This is a genomic window from Streptomyces sp. enrichment culture, assembly GCF_964272855.1.
Taxonomy (GTDB): Bacteria; Actinomycetota; Actinomycetes; order Streptomycetales; family Streptomycetaceae; genus Streptomyces.
This window is the reverse complement of the sequence record NZ_OZ186847.1, coordinates 2,247,906-2,264,542: the sequence shown is the minus strand read 5'-3', so window position 1 is coordinate 2,264,542 and position 16,637 is coordinate 2,247,906. Positions and strand designations below refer to the sequence as shown.

Genomic DNA, 16,637 nt, shown 5'->3' with positions numbered 1-16,637 from the left:
TGCTGAGCGGATGCCGGGCGGCGGTCCCCGCGGGTGCGGTGCGGCGCGTACTGGATCACTCTGGGTGTTCCATGACCACCCCAGAGTGAGGAGTGCGTATGCGTCACCCCTTTGCCCGGGCGCTGGCCCGGCCGCTGACCCTGGTGGCCGCCGCGGCCGCGATACCGCTGGCACCGCTGGTCTCCGCCACGCCGGCGGCCGCCGACAGCATCGTCGTGGGCGGCTTCCCGGTCGATGTGTCCGAGGCGCCCTGGACGGTGGCGCTGTCCAGCCGTGACCGGTTCGGGGGTACGCGGTCGGGACAGTTCTGCGGCGGCGTGGCGGTCGGCCCGACCACGGTGCTCACGGCGGCGCACTGCCTCGCCGAGGACGTCCTGGGCGCGCCGCCGAACCAGGTGCGCGACCTCAAGATCATCGCCGGGCGCACGGATCTGCGTACCACCCAGGGCCAGGAGATAGCGGTGCGCCAGAGCTGGGTGAATCCCGCCTACGACGACGGCAGCAACGCCGGGGACTTCGCGGTGCTCACCCTCGCCGAGTCACTGCCCCAGGGCGCGGTCGTCGGAATGGCCGGCGCGGGGGACCCGGCGTACGAGCCTGGTACGGGAGCCACCGTCTACGGCTGGGGGGATGCCACGGGCACCGGCGACTACTCCTACGGCCTGCGGGCCGCGCCGGTGCATGTGCTGCCCGACACGATCTGTGAGACGGCTTATCCGGGCGGTGGTGACGGCAGTTATCTCTCCCAGGCCATGATGTGCGCGGGGGAGGCGGCGGGCGGCCGGGATTCCTGCCAGGGGGACAGCGGTGGGCCGCTGGTGGCCCAGGGCCGGCTCATCGGACTGGTGTCCTGGGGGAGCGGCTGCGGGCAGGCCAACAGCCCCGGTGTCTACACACGCATCTCCGACGCGCTGCGGCAGCTGGGCTGGGACCGGGCGCGCCAGGAGAGCGATGGCAGCGCCTGACGGAGCCTGAGCGGCCCGGCCGGGTAGGACGACGGGCGGCCGACCCCATGTCCGGGGTCGGCCGCCCGTTCACCGGCCTGGGCCGGCACTGGCTCGTCGTGGACGCCGTATGTCAGCGCTCTTCTTCGGAGGCGTTGCCGGGAACGGAGGTGAGCCGCTCCGTCTCGTCCTGTATCTCAGCGGCGATCTTCTTGAGTTCCGGCTCGAACTTGCGGCCGTGGTGGGCGCAGAAGAGCAGCTCTCCGCCGCTGAGCAGGACGACGCGCAGGTATGCCTGGGCGCCGCAGCGGTCGCAGCGATCAGCGGCCGTCAGCGGGCTCGCGGGGGTCAGAACAGTAGTCACGTCGCCTCTTCTCTAGCTCGACGAGCTGTCGTACCAGGGTCAACATCCAACCAGCCCCAAAACGTTCCCGCTCGCGGCTTTTCCTCGAAAGATTTTTTCCGAGGCGGCTGGCTGCTGCCGGTTGGCGGCGAATGTGCCGTAGTGCGTGTCTGTGTGTCGTACGGTTTCGCGCGGTTGTCTTGTCGGTCTCGGTCCTCCCGGCCGGGTTGCCGGTTTGTTCATGAGGACGTGCCCGGAGCCTAAATGGTTCATGCCTCCAATGGAACGTGATATGTACTTCACTCCATCGAGGGATCGAACACGCATGCGACTCTGGACTAGTCTGAGTTCAGACGAGGGTGGCGTTACAACGGCTCTACCAGGCCTCGGTACCCTCTGAGCGGCAACCGAAGCCAGGCCTTACCCAGACGGGCCCCATCTGAAATTCAGCGAGGAGCGAACCGCGTGACCGCCGAGACGTCCGTGCCGTCCACAGCGCTGCTGGCAGGAGCAGACCGGGACGGTTCCAACTACACCGCTCGGCACCTGCTCGTCCTCGAGGGGCTGGAGGCCGTCCGCAAGCGCCCGGGCATGTACATCGGATCGACCGACAGCCGCGGTCTGATGCACTGCCTGTGGGAGATCATCGACAACTCCGTCGACGAGGCCCTGGGCGGCTACTGCGACCACATCGAGGTGATCCTCCACGACGACGGCTCGGTGGAGGTGCGCGACAACGGCCGTGGCATCCCGGTCGACGTCGAACCCAAGACCGGCCTGTCCGGCATCGAGGTCGTCATGACCAAGCTGCACGCCGGCGGCAAGTTCGGCGGCGGCTCCTACGCGGCCTCCGGCGGTCTGCACGGCGTCGGCGCCTCCGTGGTGAACGCCCTCTCCGCGCGGCTGGACGTCGAGGTCGACCGCAACGGCCACACGCACGCCATCAGCTTCCGGCGCGGAGTGCCGGGCGCCTTCGCCGCCGTCGGCCCGGACGCCCGGTTCGAGGCCAAGGGCGGCCTGCGCAAGGCGAAGAAGATCCCCAAGACCCGCACCGGCACCCGCGTGCGGTACTGGGCCGACCGCCAGATCTTCCTCAAGGACGCCAAGCTCTCCCTGGAGAACCTGCACCAGCGGGCCCGCCAGACCGCGTTCCTCGTGCCCGGCCTGACCATCGTCGTCCGTGACGAGTACGGCCTCGGCGAGGGCGGCAGCAAGGGCGAGGAGTCCTTCCGCTTCGACGGCGGCATCAGCGAGTTCTGCGAGTTCCTCGCGTCCGACCGGCCGGTCTGCGACGTGCTCCGCTTCTCCGGCCAGGGCACGTTCAAGGAGACGGTCCCGGTCCTCGACGAGCACGGCCAGATGACGCCCACCGAGGTCACCCGGGAACTCGGTGTCGACGTCGCCCTGCGCTGGGGCACCGGCTACGAGACGACCGTCAGGTCCTTCGTCAACATCATCGCCACTCCCAAGGGCGGCACCCATGTCGCCGGTTTCGAGCAGGCGATCGCCAAGACGGTGAACGAGGTGCTGCGGGCGAAGAAGCTGCTGCGCGTCGCCGAGGACGACATCGTCAAGGACGACGCCCTGGAGGGCCTGACCGCGGTCGTCACCGTGCGGCTCGCCGAGCCGCAGTTCGAGGGGCAGACCAAGGAGGTGCTCGGCACCTCGGCGGCCCGCCGCATCGTGAACAACGTGGTCAGCAAGGAGCTGAAGGCGTTCCTGACGGCCACGAAGCGTGACGCCGCCCAGCAGGCCAGGGTGGTCCTGGAGAAGGTCGTCGCCGCCGCGCGGACCCGTATCGCCGCCCGCCAGCACAAGGACGCGCAGCGCCGCAAGACGGCTCTGGAGTCGTCCTCGCTGCCCGCGAAGCTCGCCGACTGCCGCAGCGACGACGTGGACCGCAGCGAGCTGTTCATCGTCGAGGGCGACTCCGCGCTCGGCACCGCCAAGCTCGCCCGGAACTCCGAGTTCCAGGCGCTGCTGCCGATCCGCGGCAAGATCCTCAACGTCCAGAAGTCGTCCGTGACCGACATGTTGAAGAACGCCGAGTGCGGCGCGATCATCCAGGTCATAGGGGCGGGCTCCGGCCGGACCTTCGACATCGACGCCGCCCGCTACGGCAAGATCATCATGATGACCGACGCCGATGTCGACGGCTCGCACATCCGGACACTGCTGCTCACGCTGTTCCACCGCTACATGCGGCCCATGGTCGAGGCCGGCCGGGTGTTCGCGGCGGTGCCGCCGCTGCACCGGATCGAGCTGATCCAGCCCAAGAAGGGCCAGGACAAGTACGTGTACACGTACTCGGACCGCGAACTGCGCGACAAGCTCATGGAGTTCCAGAGCAAGGGCGTCCGCTACAAGGACACCATCCAGCGCTACAAGGGTCTGGGCGAGATGGACGCCGACCAGCTGGCCGAGACCACCATGGACCCGCGCCACCGCACCCTGCGCCGGATCAACCTCTCCGACCTCGACGCCGCCGAGCAGGTCTTCGACCTGCTGATGGGCAACGACGTGGCGCCGCGCAAGGAGTTCATCTCCAGCTCGGCGGCGACGCTGGACCGCTCGCGCATCGACGCCTAGCCGGGAGGCCCGTCACCTGATGGGGTGAAGAGCGGGGAGAAGAAGAGTCACGGATCTTCCCGTTCTGTCCATCCTTGGGCATGCACGCAACGTACGACGACCCCTGGCACGACGCGCTCGCCTCCGGCTGGGGCGATGCGGACGCGACGCCCGCGAACACCGTGCCCTCCGCGCGCCCCGAGCGGGCGGAGCGGCGCGAGGACGGCGCGGTGGACGCCGCGGCCGTCTATCTGGAGGTGCAGCGCAGCGCCGCCTTCCAGGAGGTGCGCAGCCGGTACCGGAGGTTCGTGGTGCCGGCGTCCGCCGCCTTCCTCGCCTGGTACGTGGGGTACGTCGTGACCGCCACCACCGCGCCCGGGTTCATGGCGCGGCCGGTGGTGGGCGCGGTGAACGTGGCCATGGTGGCCGGGCTCGGACAGTTCCTCTCCACCTTCCTGCTCACCTGGGCGTACGCCCGGCACGCCCGGCTGCGCAGGGACCGCGCGGCGCTCGAACTGCGCTGGGACACCCAGGAACTGACGCGCGGTCTTCGGGGCGGTGCCTCATGACGGGCGATCATCAGACGCTGGCCCTGGTGCTGTTCAGCGGGTTCGTCGCGGTCACGCTCGGGATCACGACATGGGTGAGCCGTCACCGACAGGGCTCGGCCGAGGAGTTCTACGCGGGCGGGCGTCTGTTCTCGCCGATGGAGAATGGTTTTGCCATCGCGGGCGACTACATGTCGGCCGCCTCCTTCCTCGGCATCTCCGGACTCATCGCGCTCTTCGGCTACGACGGGCTGCTGTACTCGGTGGGCTTCCTGGTCGCGTGGCTGGTGGTGCTCTTCCTGGTCGCCGAACTGGTACGCAACTGCGGGCGGTTCACCCTCGCCGACGTGGTCGCCGCACGGATGCGGGAGCGGCCGGTGCGGATCGCGGCGGGAACCTCCTCGGTCGCCGTGTCCGTTCTGTACCTGGTGGCGCAGATGGTGGGGGCGGGCAGCCTGGTCGCGCTGCTGCTGGGCGGGACGAGCGGAGCCGCGCGGGCCTGGACGGTCATCGGGGTCGGCGCGCTGATGGTGATCTACGTGTCGCTGGGAGGGATGCGGGCCACCACCTGGATCCAGATCGTGAAGGCCGTCCTGCTGCTGGGCGGGACGATCACACTGACCGTGCTCGTACTGCTGCGGTTCCATGGCGACTTCGACCAGCTGCTGCGCACCGCCGCGGACCGCAGCGGCCACGGCACGGCCTTCCTGGCCCCCGGGCTGACGTACGGCGAGGACTGGACCGCCCGCCTCGACTTCATCAGCCTCGGCCTCGCGCTGGTGCTGGGCACCGCCGGGCTGCCGCACATCCTGTCCCGCTTCTACACCGTGCCCACCGCACGGGCCGCGCGGCGCTCGGTGGTCTGGTCGATCGGGCTCATCGGCGGCTTCTACCTGATGACGATCGTCCTCGGCTTCGGCGCGGCCGCGATCGTGGGCCCGGACGCCGTACGCGCCTCCAACGCGGCCGGGAACACGGCGGTTCCGCTGCTGGCGCTGGACCTCGGCGGCGGCGCGGGCTCCACCGGCGGAACGGTTCTCTTCGCGATCGTCGCCGCCGTCGCGTTCGCCACCATCCTCGCCGTGGTCGCCGGCATCACCCTCGCCTCCTCGGCGTCCGTCGCCCACGACCTGTACGCGTCGCTGCGCCGCAAGCGCGGCGAGCCCCGCGGCGAGGTGGCCGTCGCACGGGTCGCGGCGGTCGGCATCGGCGCCGTCGCCATCGCCCTCGGACTGCTCGCCCGCGACCTCAACGTCGCCTTCCTGGTCGGTCTCGCCTTCGCCGTCGCCGCGTCCGCGAACCTGCCGGTGCTGCTCTACTCGCTGTTCTGGCGCCGCTTCACCACCCGGGGCGCCGTCTGGGCCGTCTACGGCGGGCTGATCCCGGCGGTGGCGCTGATGCTGCTGTCGCCCGTGGTGTCGGGCGGCCCGGACGCGCTGTTCCCCGGCGCCGACTTCCAGCTCTTCCCGCTCCAGAACCCGGGACTGGTCTCCATCCCGCTGGGCTTCCTCGCCGGCTGGCTCGGCACGGTCACCTCGGCGGAGACCCCGGACGAGGCCGGACACGCGGAGACGGAGGTGCGCTCGCTCACGGGGGCCGGGGCGGCGTGAGGCCGGGCAGCCGTCGAGAAAACGGCGGCCCGCGTCCGTACCCCTGGGGGCACGGTCCTTCCCCCGCCCCTGGGCCGTGCGTCAGGCGCGGGTCGCCCACACGTAACGGTGTTCCGGGCGGCCCGCGTCGCCGTACTTGAGGGTCAGCGTGGCCCGCCCGGTGCGCTCCAGGAGCTTCAGATAGCGCTGCGCGGTCTGCCGGCTCACCCCGGTCCGCTCGGCGATCTCCAGCGCCGACAGAGGGCCCTCCGCGTTCATCAGGGACTGACGGACCAGCTCCGCGGTGGTGGGGGAGTGGCCCTTCGGCAGATCCGGCTCCGAGGACGCCGACAGCGCGCCGAAGATGCGGTCCACCTCGGCCTGCTCCGCCTCGCCGCCCCCGTCGAGGGTCCGGCGCAGCTGCGCGTAGGCCTCCAGCTTGGCGCGCAGACCGGCGAAGGCGAACGGCTTGACCAGGTACTGCAGCGCGCCGTGCCGCATCGCCGCCTGCACGGTCGCCACGTCGCGGGCGGCCGTCACCATGATCACGTCGGTCTGGTGCCCGCGCCGGCGCATCTCCTGCACCACCGCCAGGCCCGTCCCGTCGGGCAGATAGTGGTCCATGAGGACCAGATCCACGTGCGGCAGCGTCTCCAGCAGCCGCAGCGCCTCCGCGGCCTGGTGCGCCTCCCCGGCGACATGGAAGCCCGGCACCTTCTCGACGTACGCGGCGTTCACCCGCGCGACCCTGGTGTCGTCGTCCACGACCAGGACCTCGATCATCGTGACTCCTCCTCGGTGGTCCGCGCGGCGGACGGCACGGTCAGGGCGGGCCGCGGCCCCGGCTCGGCCAGCGCCTCGGGCAGGACGACGACGAACTCCGCGCCCCCGCCGGGCGCCTCGCCCACCGTCACCGAACCGCCCTGCCGCTCGGCCAGCCGCCGGACCAGGGACAGGCCGATGCCGCGCTTGCGGTGGGCGGGCGGCTCCTTCGTCGACCATCCCTCGGTGAAGACGACCTCGCGCCGCTCCTCGGGGATCCCGGGCCCCGTGTCCCGCACCGCGAGCACGGCGGCCCGCCCCTCGGCCTGCAACTCGACCTCCACGCGCGCGTGCGGCGTGCCCGCGACGGCGTCCAGGGCGTTGTCGACCAGGTTGCCCACGATCGTGACCAGTCCCCGGGCGTCGACCAGCCGGTCCGGCAGCCGGGTGCGGCCGGAGAGCCGCAGCGCGACCCCCCGCTCGGCCGCGACGGTCGCCTTGCCGACCAGCAGGGCGGCGAGCAGCGGGTCCTCGATCTTCTCGGTGACCTGTTCCGCGGTGGCCCGGTGATCGCCGACCACCTCGCCGACGAACTCCACCGCGTCGTCGTACATCTCCAGCTCGAGCAGCCCCAGCAGCGTGTGCATCCGGTTGGCGTGCTCGTGGTCCTGGGCGCGCAGCGCGTCGATCAGGCCGCGGGTGGAGTCCAGCTCCCGGCCCAGCTGCTCCAGCTCGGTGCGGTCCCGCAGGGTGGCGACGGCCCCACCGTCGCCGGTGGGCATCCGGTTGGCGACCAGCACCCGCTGCCCGCGCACGGTGAGCAGATCGGTGCCCGTCACCCGCCCGGCCAGCACGTCGGCCGTACGCCCCTCGCCCAGCGCCTCGTCGGGGGAGCGGCCCACGGCCTCGTCGCCGATGCCCAGCAGGCGCTGCGCCTCGTCGTTCAGCAGGCGGACCCGGCCCGCGCGGTCCAGGGCGACGACCCCCTCCCGGATGCCGTGCAGCATCGCCTCGCGCTCCGCGAGCAGCGCCGCGATGTCCGAGAAGGCCAGGTCGCGGGTCTGCCGCTGCACCCGGCGCGAGATCAGCCAGGAGGCCAGCGCGCCCACGGCCAGGGCGCCGCCGGCGTACGCCAGCAGCTCCGGGATCGCGTGGATGAGCCGCGCGCGGACACTGTCGTACGCGATGCCGACCGACACCGCACCGACGATCTCGCCGTCGCCGTCGCGCAACGGCACCTTGCCGCGCGCGGAGCGGCCCAGGGTGCCCTCGTCGATCTCCATGACATCCCGGCCGGAGAGCGCCTCGCTGGGGTCGGTGGAGACATGCCGGCCGATCTCCGCCGGCTCGGTGTGCGACCAGCGCACCCCGCGCGTGTCCATCACCACGATGTACTCGGCCCTGGTGGCCTTCCGGATCCGCTCGGCCTCCCGCTGGACGGGCCCGCCGGGGGTCGGCGGTGTGCTCCGGACCTCCTCGGCGAGGCGAGGCTGGGCCGCGGTGGTCTGCGCGATCGCGAGCGCCCGGCGCATGGCCTGGTCGTCCAGCTGGTCGCCGAGCGGCGCGAGGAACAGCCCGGTCGCGAGCACCGCGACTCCCGCGGCGATCGCCACCTGCATCAGCAGCACCTGCGAGAACACCCGGCGCGGCAGGCCGAGGCGCAGGCGGCGGGCGGGGGACGTGGGGCTCATACCCACGACGGTACGTGGACGGGTGCCCTCCGCCGTAGTGGGGTGCCGGGATCTCCCGCCCGCGCGGAGGTCAGCTCGCGAGGGCCGCCGGGGTCAGTTCGCGCAGCGCCAGGACGTCCATCCGCGCGGGGGCGCCCAGGACCGACGTGCCGCAGCTCTCGGGGCGGGGCGGCTCGGAGGCCCCCTGCGCCACCAGGACGCGCCAGCAGCGGCCGTCCACGTGGGCGACGGTCACCTCCCAGCGCGGGGCCGCCTCGTCCGTCCGTACGGCGCTCTCGGCGCGTACGACGCTCAGCGCGTCCGCCGCGTACTCGCCCACCGCCCTCCGCACGGCCAGCTCGGCCGCCTGACCGGGCCGCTCCCAGGCCGAGCCGCCCCGGCATCCCTCGACGACGATCCGGCCCTCCTGGACGGCGTGCAGCACCTCCTTGACGCCGCGGGCGTCGGCCCGGCCGTACGCGTAGCCGTACGGCAGGACGAGCAGCGTCGGCGAGAAGCGGTGACCGCCCAGATGGGTGACCTCCCAGACGCCCTCCACCCCGGACGCGGCCAGCTCGGCGGCGAGCGGGCGGCCGAGGAGCGCGCAGCAGCGGTCGCGCTTGCCGTTGGTGCACACCAGGGCGAGCGGGCCACCGGTGTGGGGCCGGCCCCGCAGTGCGGTGTCGAAGGTGTGGTGGTCGCCCCGGCCGAGGGCGGCGAAGTCCAGATCGAGGAGCTGCCGGGGGTCGGTGGTCGTGGCGGTGCGCAGCCAGGCGTTGCCGGGCATGGTGTGGGCGGCGTACACCCGGCGTACGGAGGTCGTGTGACAGTCCGCGTGGCGGCCCGGGCGGCGGATGAGCGCGATGCGTACGCCGGTGCCCTTCGCGGCGGCCTCCAGCGCGCGGCCCAGCGCGGGGTCCAGGTGGCTCGAAGTGAGCGCCCTGGCGCCCCATGGACCGGGCTGTTCCACCAGGAGCCAGGTCCTGGCGGTCGCCGCGGTTCCGGAAATGGGCTCGCCGAGGCTCCGGGAGACGGTCGCGCACGTACTCACAGAGGTGAGCCTAACCTGACTTCGTCCCCGATGACCTCCCGACCGCGCCGGGGCCCGCGCCGGCGCTCGTATTCTGGGGGCCGCAGTCAGTGCTCGCACACGCGCCGGGCCGCGCGCCGGGGCCCGCGTCGGTAGGAGAGAGGTCGCACGTTGGGGCAGAGCCCGAGGCCGCAGCAGATCCCGGTCGTCGTCCTCGCCGGATTCCTGGGCTCCGGCAAGACGACACTCCTCAACCATCTGCTCCACCGCAGCGGCGGCAGCCGTATCGGCGCCGTCGTCAACGACTTCGGCGCCATCGAGATCGACGCCATGGCGGTGGCCGGGGCGCTCGGCGACTCCACCGTCTCGCTCGGCAACGGATGCCTGTGCTGCGCCGTCGACGCCAGTGAGCTGGACCTCTACCTCGACCGGCTCGCCCGGCCCGAGACCGGCATCGACGTCATCGTGATCGAGGCCAGCGGCCTGGCCGAGCCGCAGGAACTGGTCCGCATGCTGCTCGCCAGCGAGAACCCGCGGGTGGTCTACGGCGGTCTCGTGGAGGTCGTCGACGCCGCGGAGTTCGACGAGACCCGCGCGAAGCACCCCGAGATCGACCGGCACCTCGCCCTCGCCGACCTCGTCGTGGTCAACAAGCTGGACCGGACCCCGGACGCCGAACGTGTCCTCGGCCTGGTCCGCAACCTCACCGACCGGGCCGCCGTCGTGCCCGCGACCTACGGCCGGATCGACCCGGAGTTCCTGTTCGACTGCCGGCCGAGCGAGGAGCGCGTCGGGCAGCTGTCCTTCGACGACCTGCACGACGACCTGCACGCGGACGAGGACCAGGACGTGCCCGGCGAGGCGCACGGCCACGCGGGCCACCTGCACACCGCCTACGACAGCCTGTCCTTCGTCTCCGACCGCCCCCTCGACCCCCGACGCCTGATGCGGTTCCTCGACAGCAGGCCCGAAGGGCTCTACCGGATCAAGGGGTACGTCGACTTCGGCGCTCACGACCCCCGCAACCGGTACGCCGTCCACGCGGTGGGCCGGTTCCTGCGGTTCTACCCGGAGCGCTGGGCGTCCGACGCCGAACGGCTCACCCAGCTCGTCCTGATCGGCTCCGGCATCGACGCCCCGCTCCTCCGCAAGGAGCTGGAGTCCTGCCGCGACGACGCCCCGCACACCGCCGACGAGCACGGCATGTGGGGCGTCCTGCGCTACGTCCGGGACCCGGACGAGCCGGACCCCGAGGCGTACGCCGAGTACGACCCGGAACCCGGCGCGGACCCGGGGTTCTAGACCGGCCCGGCCACCGCCGCCACCTTCTTCTGCAGCGACACGCCCGAGCCGTCGCGGCGCGGGTCCATCTCGGGCAGGTCGGCCGGCGAGCCGTTCTTCTGGGCCGCCCGTGCCGGGGTCGCGCCCGCCCAGGCGAAGGACAGGCAGTCCTCGCCCTTCAGGAACCGCTGGCAGCGCACGCCGCCCGTGGCCCGGCCCTTGCGCGGGAACTGGTCGAACGGGGTCAGCTTGGCGGTCGTCTGCACGGAGTCGTCCAGCGTGCCGCGCGAGCCCGCGACGGTGAACACCACCGCGTCGGCGGCCGGGTCCACCGCGGTGAAGGCGATGACCTTCGCGCCGTCGGTGAGCTTGATGCCCGCCATACCGCCCGCCGGCCGGCCCTGCGGGCGGACCTGGGAGGCCTGGTACCGCAGCAGCTGGGCGTCGTCGGTGACGAAGACCAGGTCCTCCTCGCCGGTGCGCAGCTCCACCGCGCCGACGATCCGGTCACCCTCCTTGAGGGTGATCACCTCCAGCTCCTCCTTGTTCGCCGGGTAGTCCGGCACCACCCGCTTGACCACGCCCTGCTCCGTGCCCAGCGCCAGACCGGGGGAGGACTCGTCGAGGGTGGTCAGGCAGACGACCGTCTCGTCGTCCTCCAGGGTGACGAACTCCGCCAGCGGCGCGCCGCCCGAGAGGGTGGGCGCCGCCGCCGTCTCCGGCAGCTGGGGCAGGTCGACGACGTTGATCCGCAGCAGCCGCCCGGCCGACGTCACCGCGCCGACCTCGCCACGGGCCGTGGCCGGCACCGCCGAGACGATCACGTCGTGCTTGGCGCGATTGCCGTCGGCGTCCTCCGCGAACGGCTCGGCGTTGGCCGTACGCGCCAGCAGACCCGTCGAGGACAGCAGCACCCGGCACGGGTCGTCCGCCACCTGCAGCGGCACGGCGGCGGCCGGGGCGCCCGCGGACTCCAGCAGGACCGTACGCCGCTCGGTGCCGAACTTCTTGGCCACCGCGGCCAGTTCGGAGGAGACCAGCTTGCGCAGCTCCGCGTCGGACTCCAGGATCCGGGTCAGCTCCTCGATCTCGGTGTTGAGCCGGTCCTTCTCCGCCTCCAGCTCGATCCGGTCGTACTTGGTGAGCCGGCGCAGCGGCGTGTCGAGGATGTACTGGGTCTGCACCTCGCTCAGCGAGAAGCGCTCCATCAGGCGCGCCTTGGCCTGCGCGGAGTTCTCGCTGGAGCGGATCAGCCGGATGACCTCGTCGATGTCCACCAGGGCCGTCAGCAGGCCCTCGACCAGGTGCAGGCGGTCGCGCCGCTTGCCGCGGCGGAACTCGGAGCGGCGGCGGACGACCTCGAAGCGGTGGTCGAGGTAGACCTCCAGCAGCTCCTTGAGGCCCAGCGTCAGCGGCTGGCCGTCCACCAGCGCCACGTTGTTGATGCCGAAGGACTCCTCCATCGGGGTCAGCTTGTACAGCTGCTCCAGGACGGCCTCCGGCACGAAGCCGTTCTTGATCTCGATGACCAGGCGCAGCCCGTGCTCACGGTCGGTGAGGTCCTTGACGTCGGCGATGCCCTGGAGCTTCTTCGAGCCGACCAGGTCCTTGATCTTGGCGATCACCTTCTCCGGGCCGACCGTGAAGGGCAGCTCGGTGACGACCAGGCCCTTGCGGCGGGCCGTGACGGTCTCCACGGACACCGTCGCGCGCATCTTGAACGTGCCGCGGCCCGTCTCGTAGGCGTCGCGGATGCCCGACAGGCCGACGATCCGGCCGCCGGTGGGCAGGTCGGGGCCCGGGACGTGCCTCATCAGCGCGTCGAGATCGGCGTTCGGGTACCGGATGAGGTGGCGGGCGGCGGCGATGACCTCGCCGAGGTTGTGCGGCGGCATGTTGGTGGCCATGCCGACCGCGATGCCGGAGGCGCCGTTCACCAGGAGGTTCGGGAACGCGGCGGGCAGGGCGACCGGCTCCTGCTCCTGGCCGTCGTAGTTCGGGCCGAAGTCGACCGTGTCCTCTTCGATGGACTCGGTCATCAGGCCCGTGGCCGCGGCCATCCGGCACTCGGTGTACCGCATGGCCGCCGGCGGGTCGTCGTTGCCCAGGGAGCCGAAGTTGCCGTGGCCGTCCACCAGGGGCACGCGCATCGAGAAGGGCTGGGCCATGCGCACCAGCGCGTCGTAGATCGACGCGTCACCGTGCGGGTGCAGCTTGCCCATGACCTCGCCGACCACGCGGGCGCACTTCACATAGCCGCGTTCCGGGCGCAGGCCCATCTCGTTCATCTGGTAGACGATGCGGCGGTGCACCGGCTTGAGACCGTCGCGTGCGTCCGGCAGGGCTCGGGAGTAGATGACCGAGTACGCGTACTCGAGGAAGGAGCCCTGCATCTCGTCGACGACGTCGATGTCGAGGATCTTCTCCTCGTACGAGTCGTCGGGCGGCGGGGTCTTCGTGCTGCGGCGGGCCATCGCTGCCTGGCTCCTTGCTGAAGCGTGGTGAACGGGATCTGACGCGGACCATTGTGGACCGCGGCACTGACAACGCGGAGCGGGACCCGGCGCAGTCCGCCCGGCCCCCCTGCTGCCCCGCAGGCTACGCCCTCGCGCCGGGTTACCCCCCTCTCGCTCTCGGCGTACGCGGTCCGGGAACTTCGCAGACGGTCCGCACGCTTGCATACAGTGGCAGGACGGCAGGAAACCAGCGGTCTCACCCACCGCATCCGCGATCGAAGGGACGTACATGCCCATGGGTCACACGGCCACAGCCGAGGCAGGCTCCGGCGGCCTGACAGCGACCGAGCACCGCCTGGCCAACGGTCTGCGCGTGGTGCTCTCCGAGGACCACCTGACCCCGGTCGCGGCGGTGTGCCTCTGGTACGACGTCGGCTCACGCCACGAGGTCAAGGGCCGTACCGGCCTGGCTCACCTTTTCGAGCACCTGATGTTCCAGGGCTCCGGCCAGGTGAAGGGCAACGGCCACTTCGAACTGGTGCAGGGCGCGGGGGGCTCGCTCAACGGCACCACCAGCTTCGAGCGCACCAACTACTTCGAGACCATGCCCGCCCACCAGCTGGAGCTCGCCCTCTGGCTGGAGGCCGACCGCATGGGATCCCTGCTGACCGCCCTCGACGACGAGTCGATGGAGAACCAGCGGGACGTCGTCAAGAACGAGCGCCGCCAGCGCTACGACAACGTGCCCTACGGCACCGCCTTCGAGAAGCTCACCGCCCTCGCCTACCCGGAGGGCCACCCGTACCACCACACGCCGATCGGCTCGATGGCCGACCTGGACGCGGCGACGCTGGAGGACGCCCGCGCGTTCTTCCGCACCTACTACGCGCCGAACAACGCGGTGCTCTCGGTGGTCGGCGACATCGACCCGAAGCAGACCCTCGCGTGGATCGAGAAGTACTTCGGCTCCATCCCCTCGCACGACGGCAAGCCCGCCCCGCGCGACGGCTCGCTGCCCGAGGTCATCGGCGAGCAGCTGCGCGAGGTCGTCGAGGAGGAGGTCCCGGCGCGCGCCCTGATGGCCGCCTACCGCCTTCCGCACGACGGCACGCGCGCGTGCGACGCCGCCGACCTTGCGCTCACCGTCCTGGGCGGCGGCGAGTCCTCCCGCCTGTACAACCGGCTCGTGCGCCGGGACCGCACGGCCGTCGCGGCCGGCTTCGGCCTGCTGCGCCTCGCCGGGGCGCCCTCGCTGGGCTGGCTGGACGTGAAGACCTCCGGCGACGTCGAGGTGCCGGTCATCGAGGCCGCCATCGACGAGGAGCTGGCCCGGTTCGCCGAGGAGGGCCCCACCGCCGAGGAGATGGAGCGCGCCCAGGCCCAGTTGGAGCGCGAGTGGCTGGACCGGCTCGGCACGGTCGCCGGCCGCGCCGACGAACTGTGCCGGTTCGCCGTGCTGTTCGGCGACCCGCAGCTCGCCCTCACCGCCGTCCAGCGGGTGCTGGAGGTGACGCCGGAGGAGGTCCAGGAGGTCGCCAAGGCCCGCCTGCGCCCCGACAACCGCGCGGTGCTCGTCTACGAGCCGCTCAGCCCCGAGCAGCCCGAGGACGTGGAGGGCACCGAGGACCCGGAATCCGCGGCGACCGTGGAAGCCGCCGACGACAACGAGGAGGCGGCCAAGTGACCGAGCTCGCCACGATGGACTTCCACCCGCAGCCGCAGCCGGGCGACGCCAAGCCGTGGGCGTTCCCGGCCCCCACGCGCGGGACGCTCGACAACGGCCTGACGGTGCTGCGCTGCCACCGCCCCGGCCAGCAGGTCGTCGCCGTCGAGGTGCTCCTGGCGGCGCCGCTGGACGCCGAGCCCACCGGCCTGGACGGCGTCGCCACGATCATGGCGCGCGCCTTCTCCGAGGGCACCGACAAGCACTCCGCCGAGGAGTACGCCGCCGAGCTGGAGCGCTGCGGCGCCACCCTCGACGCGCACGCCGACCACCCCGGCGTCCGGCTCAGCCTGGAGGTCCCGGCCTCCCGCCTGGAGAAGGCCCTCGGGCTGCTCGCCGACGCGCTGCGGGCGCCCGCGTTCGCCGACAGCGAGGTCGAGCGGCTGGTCCGCAACCGGCTGGACGAGATCCCGCACGAGCTGGCCAACCCGTCCCGGCGCGCCGCGAAGGAACTGTCCAAGGAGCTGTTCCCGGCGGCCTCGCGCATGTCGCGCCCGCGCCAGGGCACCGAGGAGACGGTCGCGAAGATCGACTCGGCGGCCGTCCGCGCCTTCTACGAGCGGCACGTCCGCCCGGCCACGGCCACCGCCGTGGTGGTCGGCGACCTCACCGGCATCGACCTGGACGCCCTGCTCGGCGACACCCTCGGCTCCTGGACCGGCTCCTCGGCCGAGCCGCGGCCGGTGCCGCCGGTGACCGCCGACGACACCGGCCGCGTCGTCATCGTGGACCGCCCCGGCGCGGTCCAGACCCAGCTGCTCATCGGCCGGGTCGGCGCCGACCGGCACGACCGCGTGTGGCCCGCCCAGGTGCTCGGCACGTACTGTCTGGGCGGCACCCTCACCTCCCGCCTTGACCGCGTCCTGCGCGAGGAGAAGGGCTACACCTACGGCGTGCGGGCGTTCGGGCAGGTCCTGCGGTCCGCCCCGGACGGCACGGGCGCGTCGATGCTCGCCATCAGCGGCTCCGTCGACACCCCGAACACCGGCCCCGCCCTTCACGACCTGTGGACGGTGCTGCGCACCCTCGCCGCGGAGGGCCTGACCGACGCCGAGCGGGACGTGGCCGTGCAGAACCTGGTCGGCGTGGCGCCGCTCAAGTACGAGACGGCGGCGGCCGTGGCGAGCACGCTGGCCGACCAGGTCGAGCAGTACCTGCCCGACGACTACCAGGCGGCGCTCTACCAGCAGCTGGCCGCGACCGGCACGGTCGAGGCGACCGCGGCGGTCGTGAACGCCTTCCCGGTGGACCGTCTGGTGACCGTCCTCGTCGGTGACGCGGCGCAGATCAAGGAGCCCGTGGAGGCTCTGGGCATCGGCGAAGTCACCGTGGTGGCGGCCGAGTAGACGACCGCGCGGGCACACGCACGCGCAGTGGCCCTGGTGACCGAAGCGTCACCAGGGCCCCTTGATGTCCGAATTGAGGCGGAGGTTGCCTGTCTGCCCTGTGGGATGCGCTACAAAATCCCGCGTTGGTTTGGGATTTGAAAGCCGTCCGTCTTAGCGTCGTGCGGGCTGTTCGTCAGGCAGTGCGCCGCATCCGCGGCACCGGACAGTCATCGCCGAGTCCCCGTACGGCGCGAGCCAGGGGAGCCGGGGACCCACCTGTGCAGTCCCTGGGGTGAATCGGACGCCCGCGCCTGAGCGAGGGTGGCCGTAGGAGACCTTCCTGCTCCGAACCCGTCAGCTAACCCGGTAGGCGAGAAGGAAGGAAAGGACCAGCC

Annotated in this window: 12 protein-coding genes and 1 riboswitch; of the genes, 7 read left to right on the top strand and 5 right to left on the bottom strand. The window is 72.0% G+C overall.

All coding sequences use genetic code 11. The annotated features are described in order from the left end of the window. The first annotated feature begins 98 nt into the window (after nucleotides 1–98). Nucleotides 99–965, top strand: a complete 867-nt coding sequence (locus ACSU6L_RS09610; RefSeq protein ID WP_437055502.1) for a S1 family peptidase — start codon at nucleotides 99–101, stop codon at nucleotides 963–965. Nucleotides 966–1,077: 112 nt separating this feature from the next. Here ACSU6L_RS09610 and ACSU6L_RS09605 read toward each other — a convergent pair whose 3' ends face one another. Further along, on the bottom strand, nucleotides 1,078–1,308 hold the full coding sequence (locus ACSU6L_RS09605; protein WP_073939430.1) for a DUF7455 domain-containing protein: 231 nt from the start codon (nucleotides 1,306–1,308) through the stop codon (nucleotides 1,078–1,080). Nucleotides 1,309–1,752: 444 nt separating this feature from the next. Here ACSU6L_RS09605 and ACSU6L_RS09600 point away from each other — a divergent pair, with 444 nt between their 5' ends. The 3 genes from ACSU6L_RS09600 to ACSU6L_RS09590 all read left to right on the top strand — a co-directional run bounded on the left by ACSU6L_RS09600 (nucleotide 1,753) and on the right by ACSU6L_RS09590 (nucleotide 6,013). Further along, the gene (locus ACSU6L_RS09600; protein WP_437055500.1) at nucleotides 1,753–3,876 is read left to right on the top strand and encodes a DNA gyrase/topoisomerase IV subunit B; all 2,124 of its coding nucleotides are present in this window, start codon (nucleotides 1,753–1,755) and stop codon (nucleotides 3,874–3,876) included. 80 nt (nucleotides 3,877–3,956) lie between these two features. Then, nucleotides 3,957–4,424 carry a DUF485 domain-containing protein gene (locus ACSU6L_RS09595; RefSeq protein ID WP_437055498.1) on the top strand — a complete coding sequence of 156 codons (468 nt, stop codon included), beginning with the start codon at nucleotides 3,957–3,959 and terminating at the stop codon, nucleotides 4,422–4,424. Then, complete coding sequence (locus tag ACSU6L_RS09590; protein ID WP_437055496.1) at nucleotides 4,421–6,013, top strand: solute symporter family protein; 1,593 nt, start codon at nucleotides 4,421–4,423, stop codon at nucleotides 6,011–6,013. The genes ACSU6L_RS09595 and ACSU6L_RS09590 overlap by 4 nt, the downstream gene beginning before the upstream one ends. Nucleotides 6,014–6,094: 81 nt before the next feature. On the opposite strand, the gene ACSU6L_RS09585 is transcribed toward ACSU6L_RS09590, so the two are convergent. The 3 genes from ACSU6L_RS09585 to ACSU6L_RS09575 form a co-directional block, all read right to left on the bottom strand. After that, complete coding sequence (locus ACSU6L_RS09585; RefSeq protein ID WP_437055494.1) at nucleotides 6,095–6,775, bottom strand: response regulator; 681 nt, start codon at nucleotides 6,773–6,775, stop codon at nucleotides 6,095–6,097. Then, on the bottom strand, nucleotides 6,772–8,445 hold the full coding sequence (locus ACSU6L_RS09580) for an ATP-binding protein (protein WP_437055492.1): 1,674 nt from the start codon (nucleotides 8,443–8,445) through the stop codon (nucleotides 6,772–6,774). The genes ACSU6L_RS09585 and ACSU6L_RS09580 overlap by 4 nt, the downstream gene beginning before the upstream one ends. A 70-nt stretch (nucleotides 8,446–8,515) precedes the next feature. Next, the gene (locus ACSU6L_RS09575; RefSeq protein WP_437055490.1) at nucleotides 8,516–9,475 is read right to left on the bottom strand and encodes a sucrase ferredoxin; all 960 of its coding nucleotides are present in this window, start codon (nucleotides 9,473–9,475) and stop codon (nucleotides 8,516–8,518) included. A gap of 150 nt (nucleotides 9,476–9,625) precedes the next feature. Here ACSU6L_RS09575 and ACSU6L_RS09570 point away from each other — a divergent pair, with 150 nt between their 5' ends. Continuing rightward, on the top strand, nucleotides 9,626–10,756 hold the full coding sequence (locus ACSU6L_RS09570; protein WP_437055488.1) for a CobW family GTP-binding protein: 1,131 nt from the start codon (nucleotides 9,626–9,628) through the stop codon (nucleotides 10,754–10,756). Here the strand turns inward: ACSU6L_RS09570 and ACSU6L_RS09565 are convergent. Then, the gene (locus ACSU6L_RS09565) at nucleotides 10,753–13,209 is read right to left on the bottom strand and encodes a DNA gyrase/topoisomerase IV subunit A (protein WP_437055486.1); all 2,457 of its coding nucleotides are present in this window, start codon (nucleotides 13,207–13,209) and stop codon (nucleotides 10,753–10,755) included. The genes ACSU6L_RS09570 and ACSU6L_RS09565 overlap by 4 nt on opposite strands. A gap of 271 nt (nucleotides 13,210–13,480) precedes the next feature. On the opposite strand from ACSU6L_RS09565, the gene ACSU6L_RS09560 reads away from it, so the two are divergent. Both ACSU6L_RS09560 and ACSU6L_RS09555 read left to right on the top strand, forming a co-directional pair. Beyond that, on the top strand, nucleotides 13,481–14,875 hold the full coding sequence (locus tag ACSU6L_RS09560) for a M16 family metallopeptidase (RefSeq protein WP_437055484.1): 1,395 nt from the start codon (nucleotides 13,481–13,483) through the stop codon (nucleotides 14,873–14,875). Further along, nucleotides 14,872–16,260, top strand: a complete 1,389-nt coding sequence (locus ACSU6L_RS09555; RefSeq protein WP_437055482.1) for a M16 family metallopeptidase — start codon at nucleotides 14,872–14,874, stop codon at nucleotides 16,258–16,260. Before ACSU6L_RS09560 ends, ACSU6L_RS09555 begins: the two co-directional genes overlap by 4 nt. 203 nt (nucleotides 16,261–16,463) lie before the next feature. Beyond that, nucleotides 16,464–16,629, top strand: a riboswitch (cyclic di-AMP (ydaO/yuaA leader). Nucleotides 16,630–16,637: the final 8 nt, after the last annotated feature.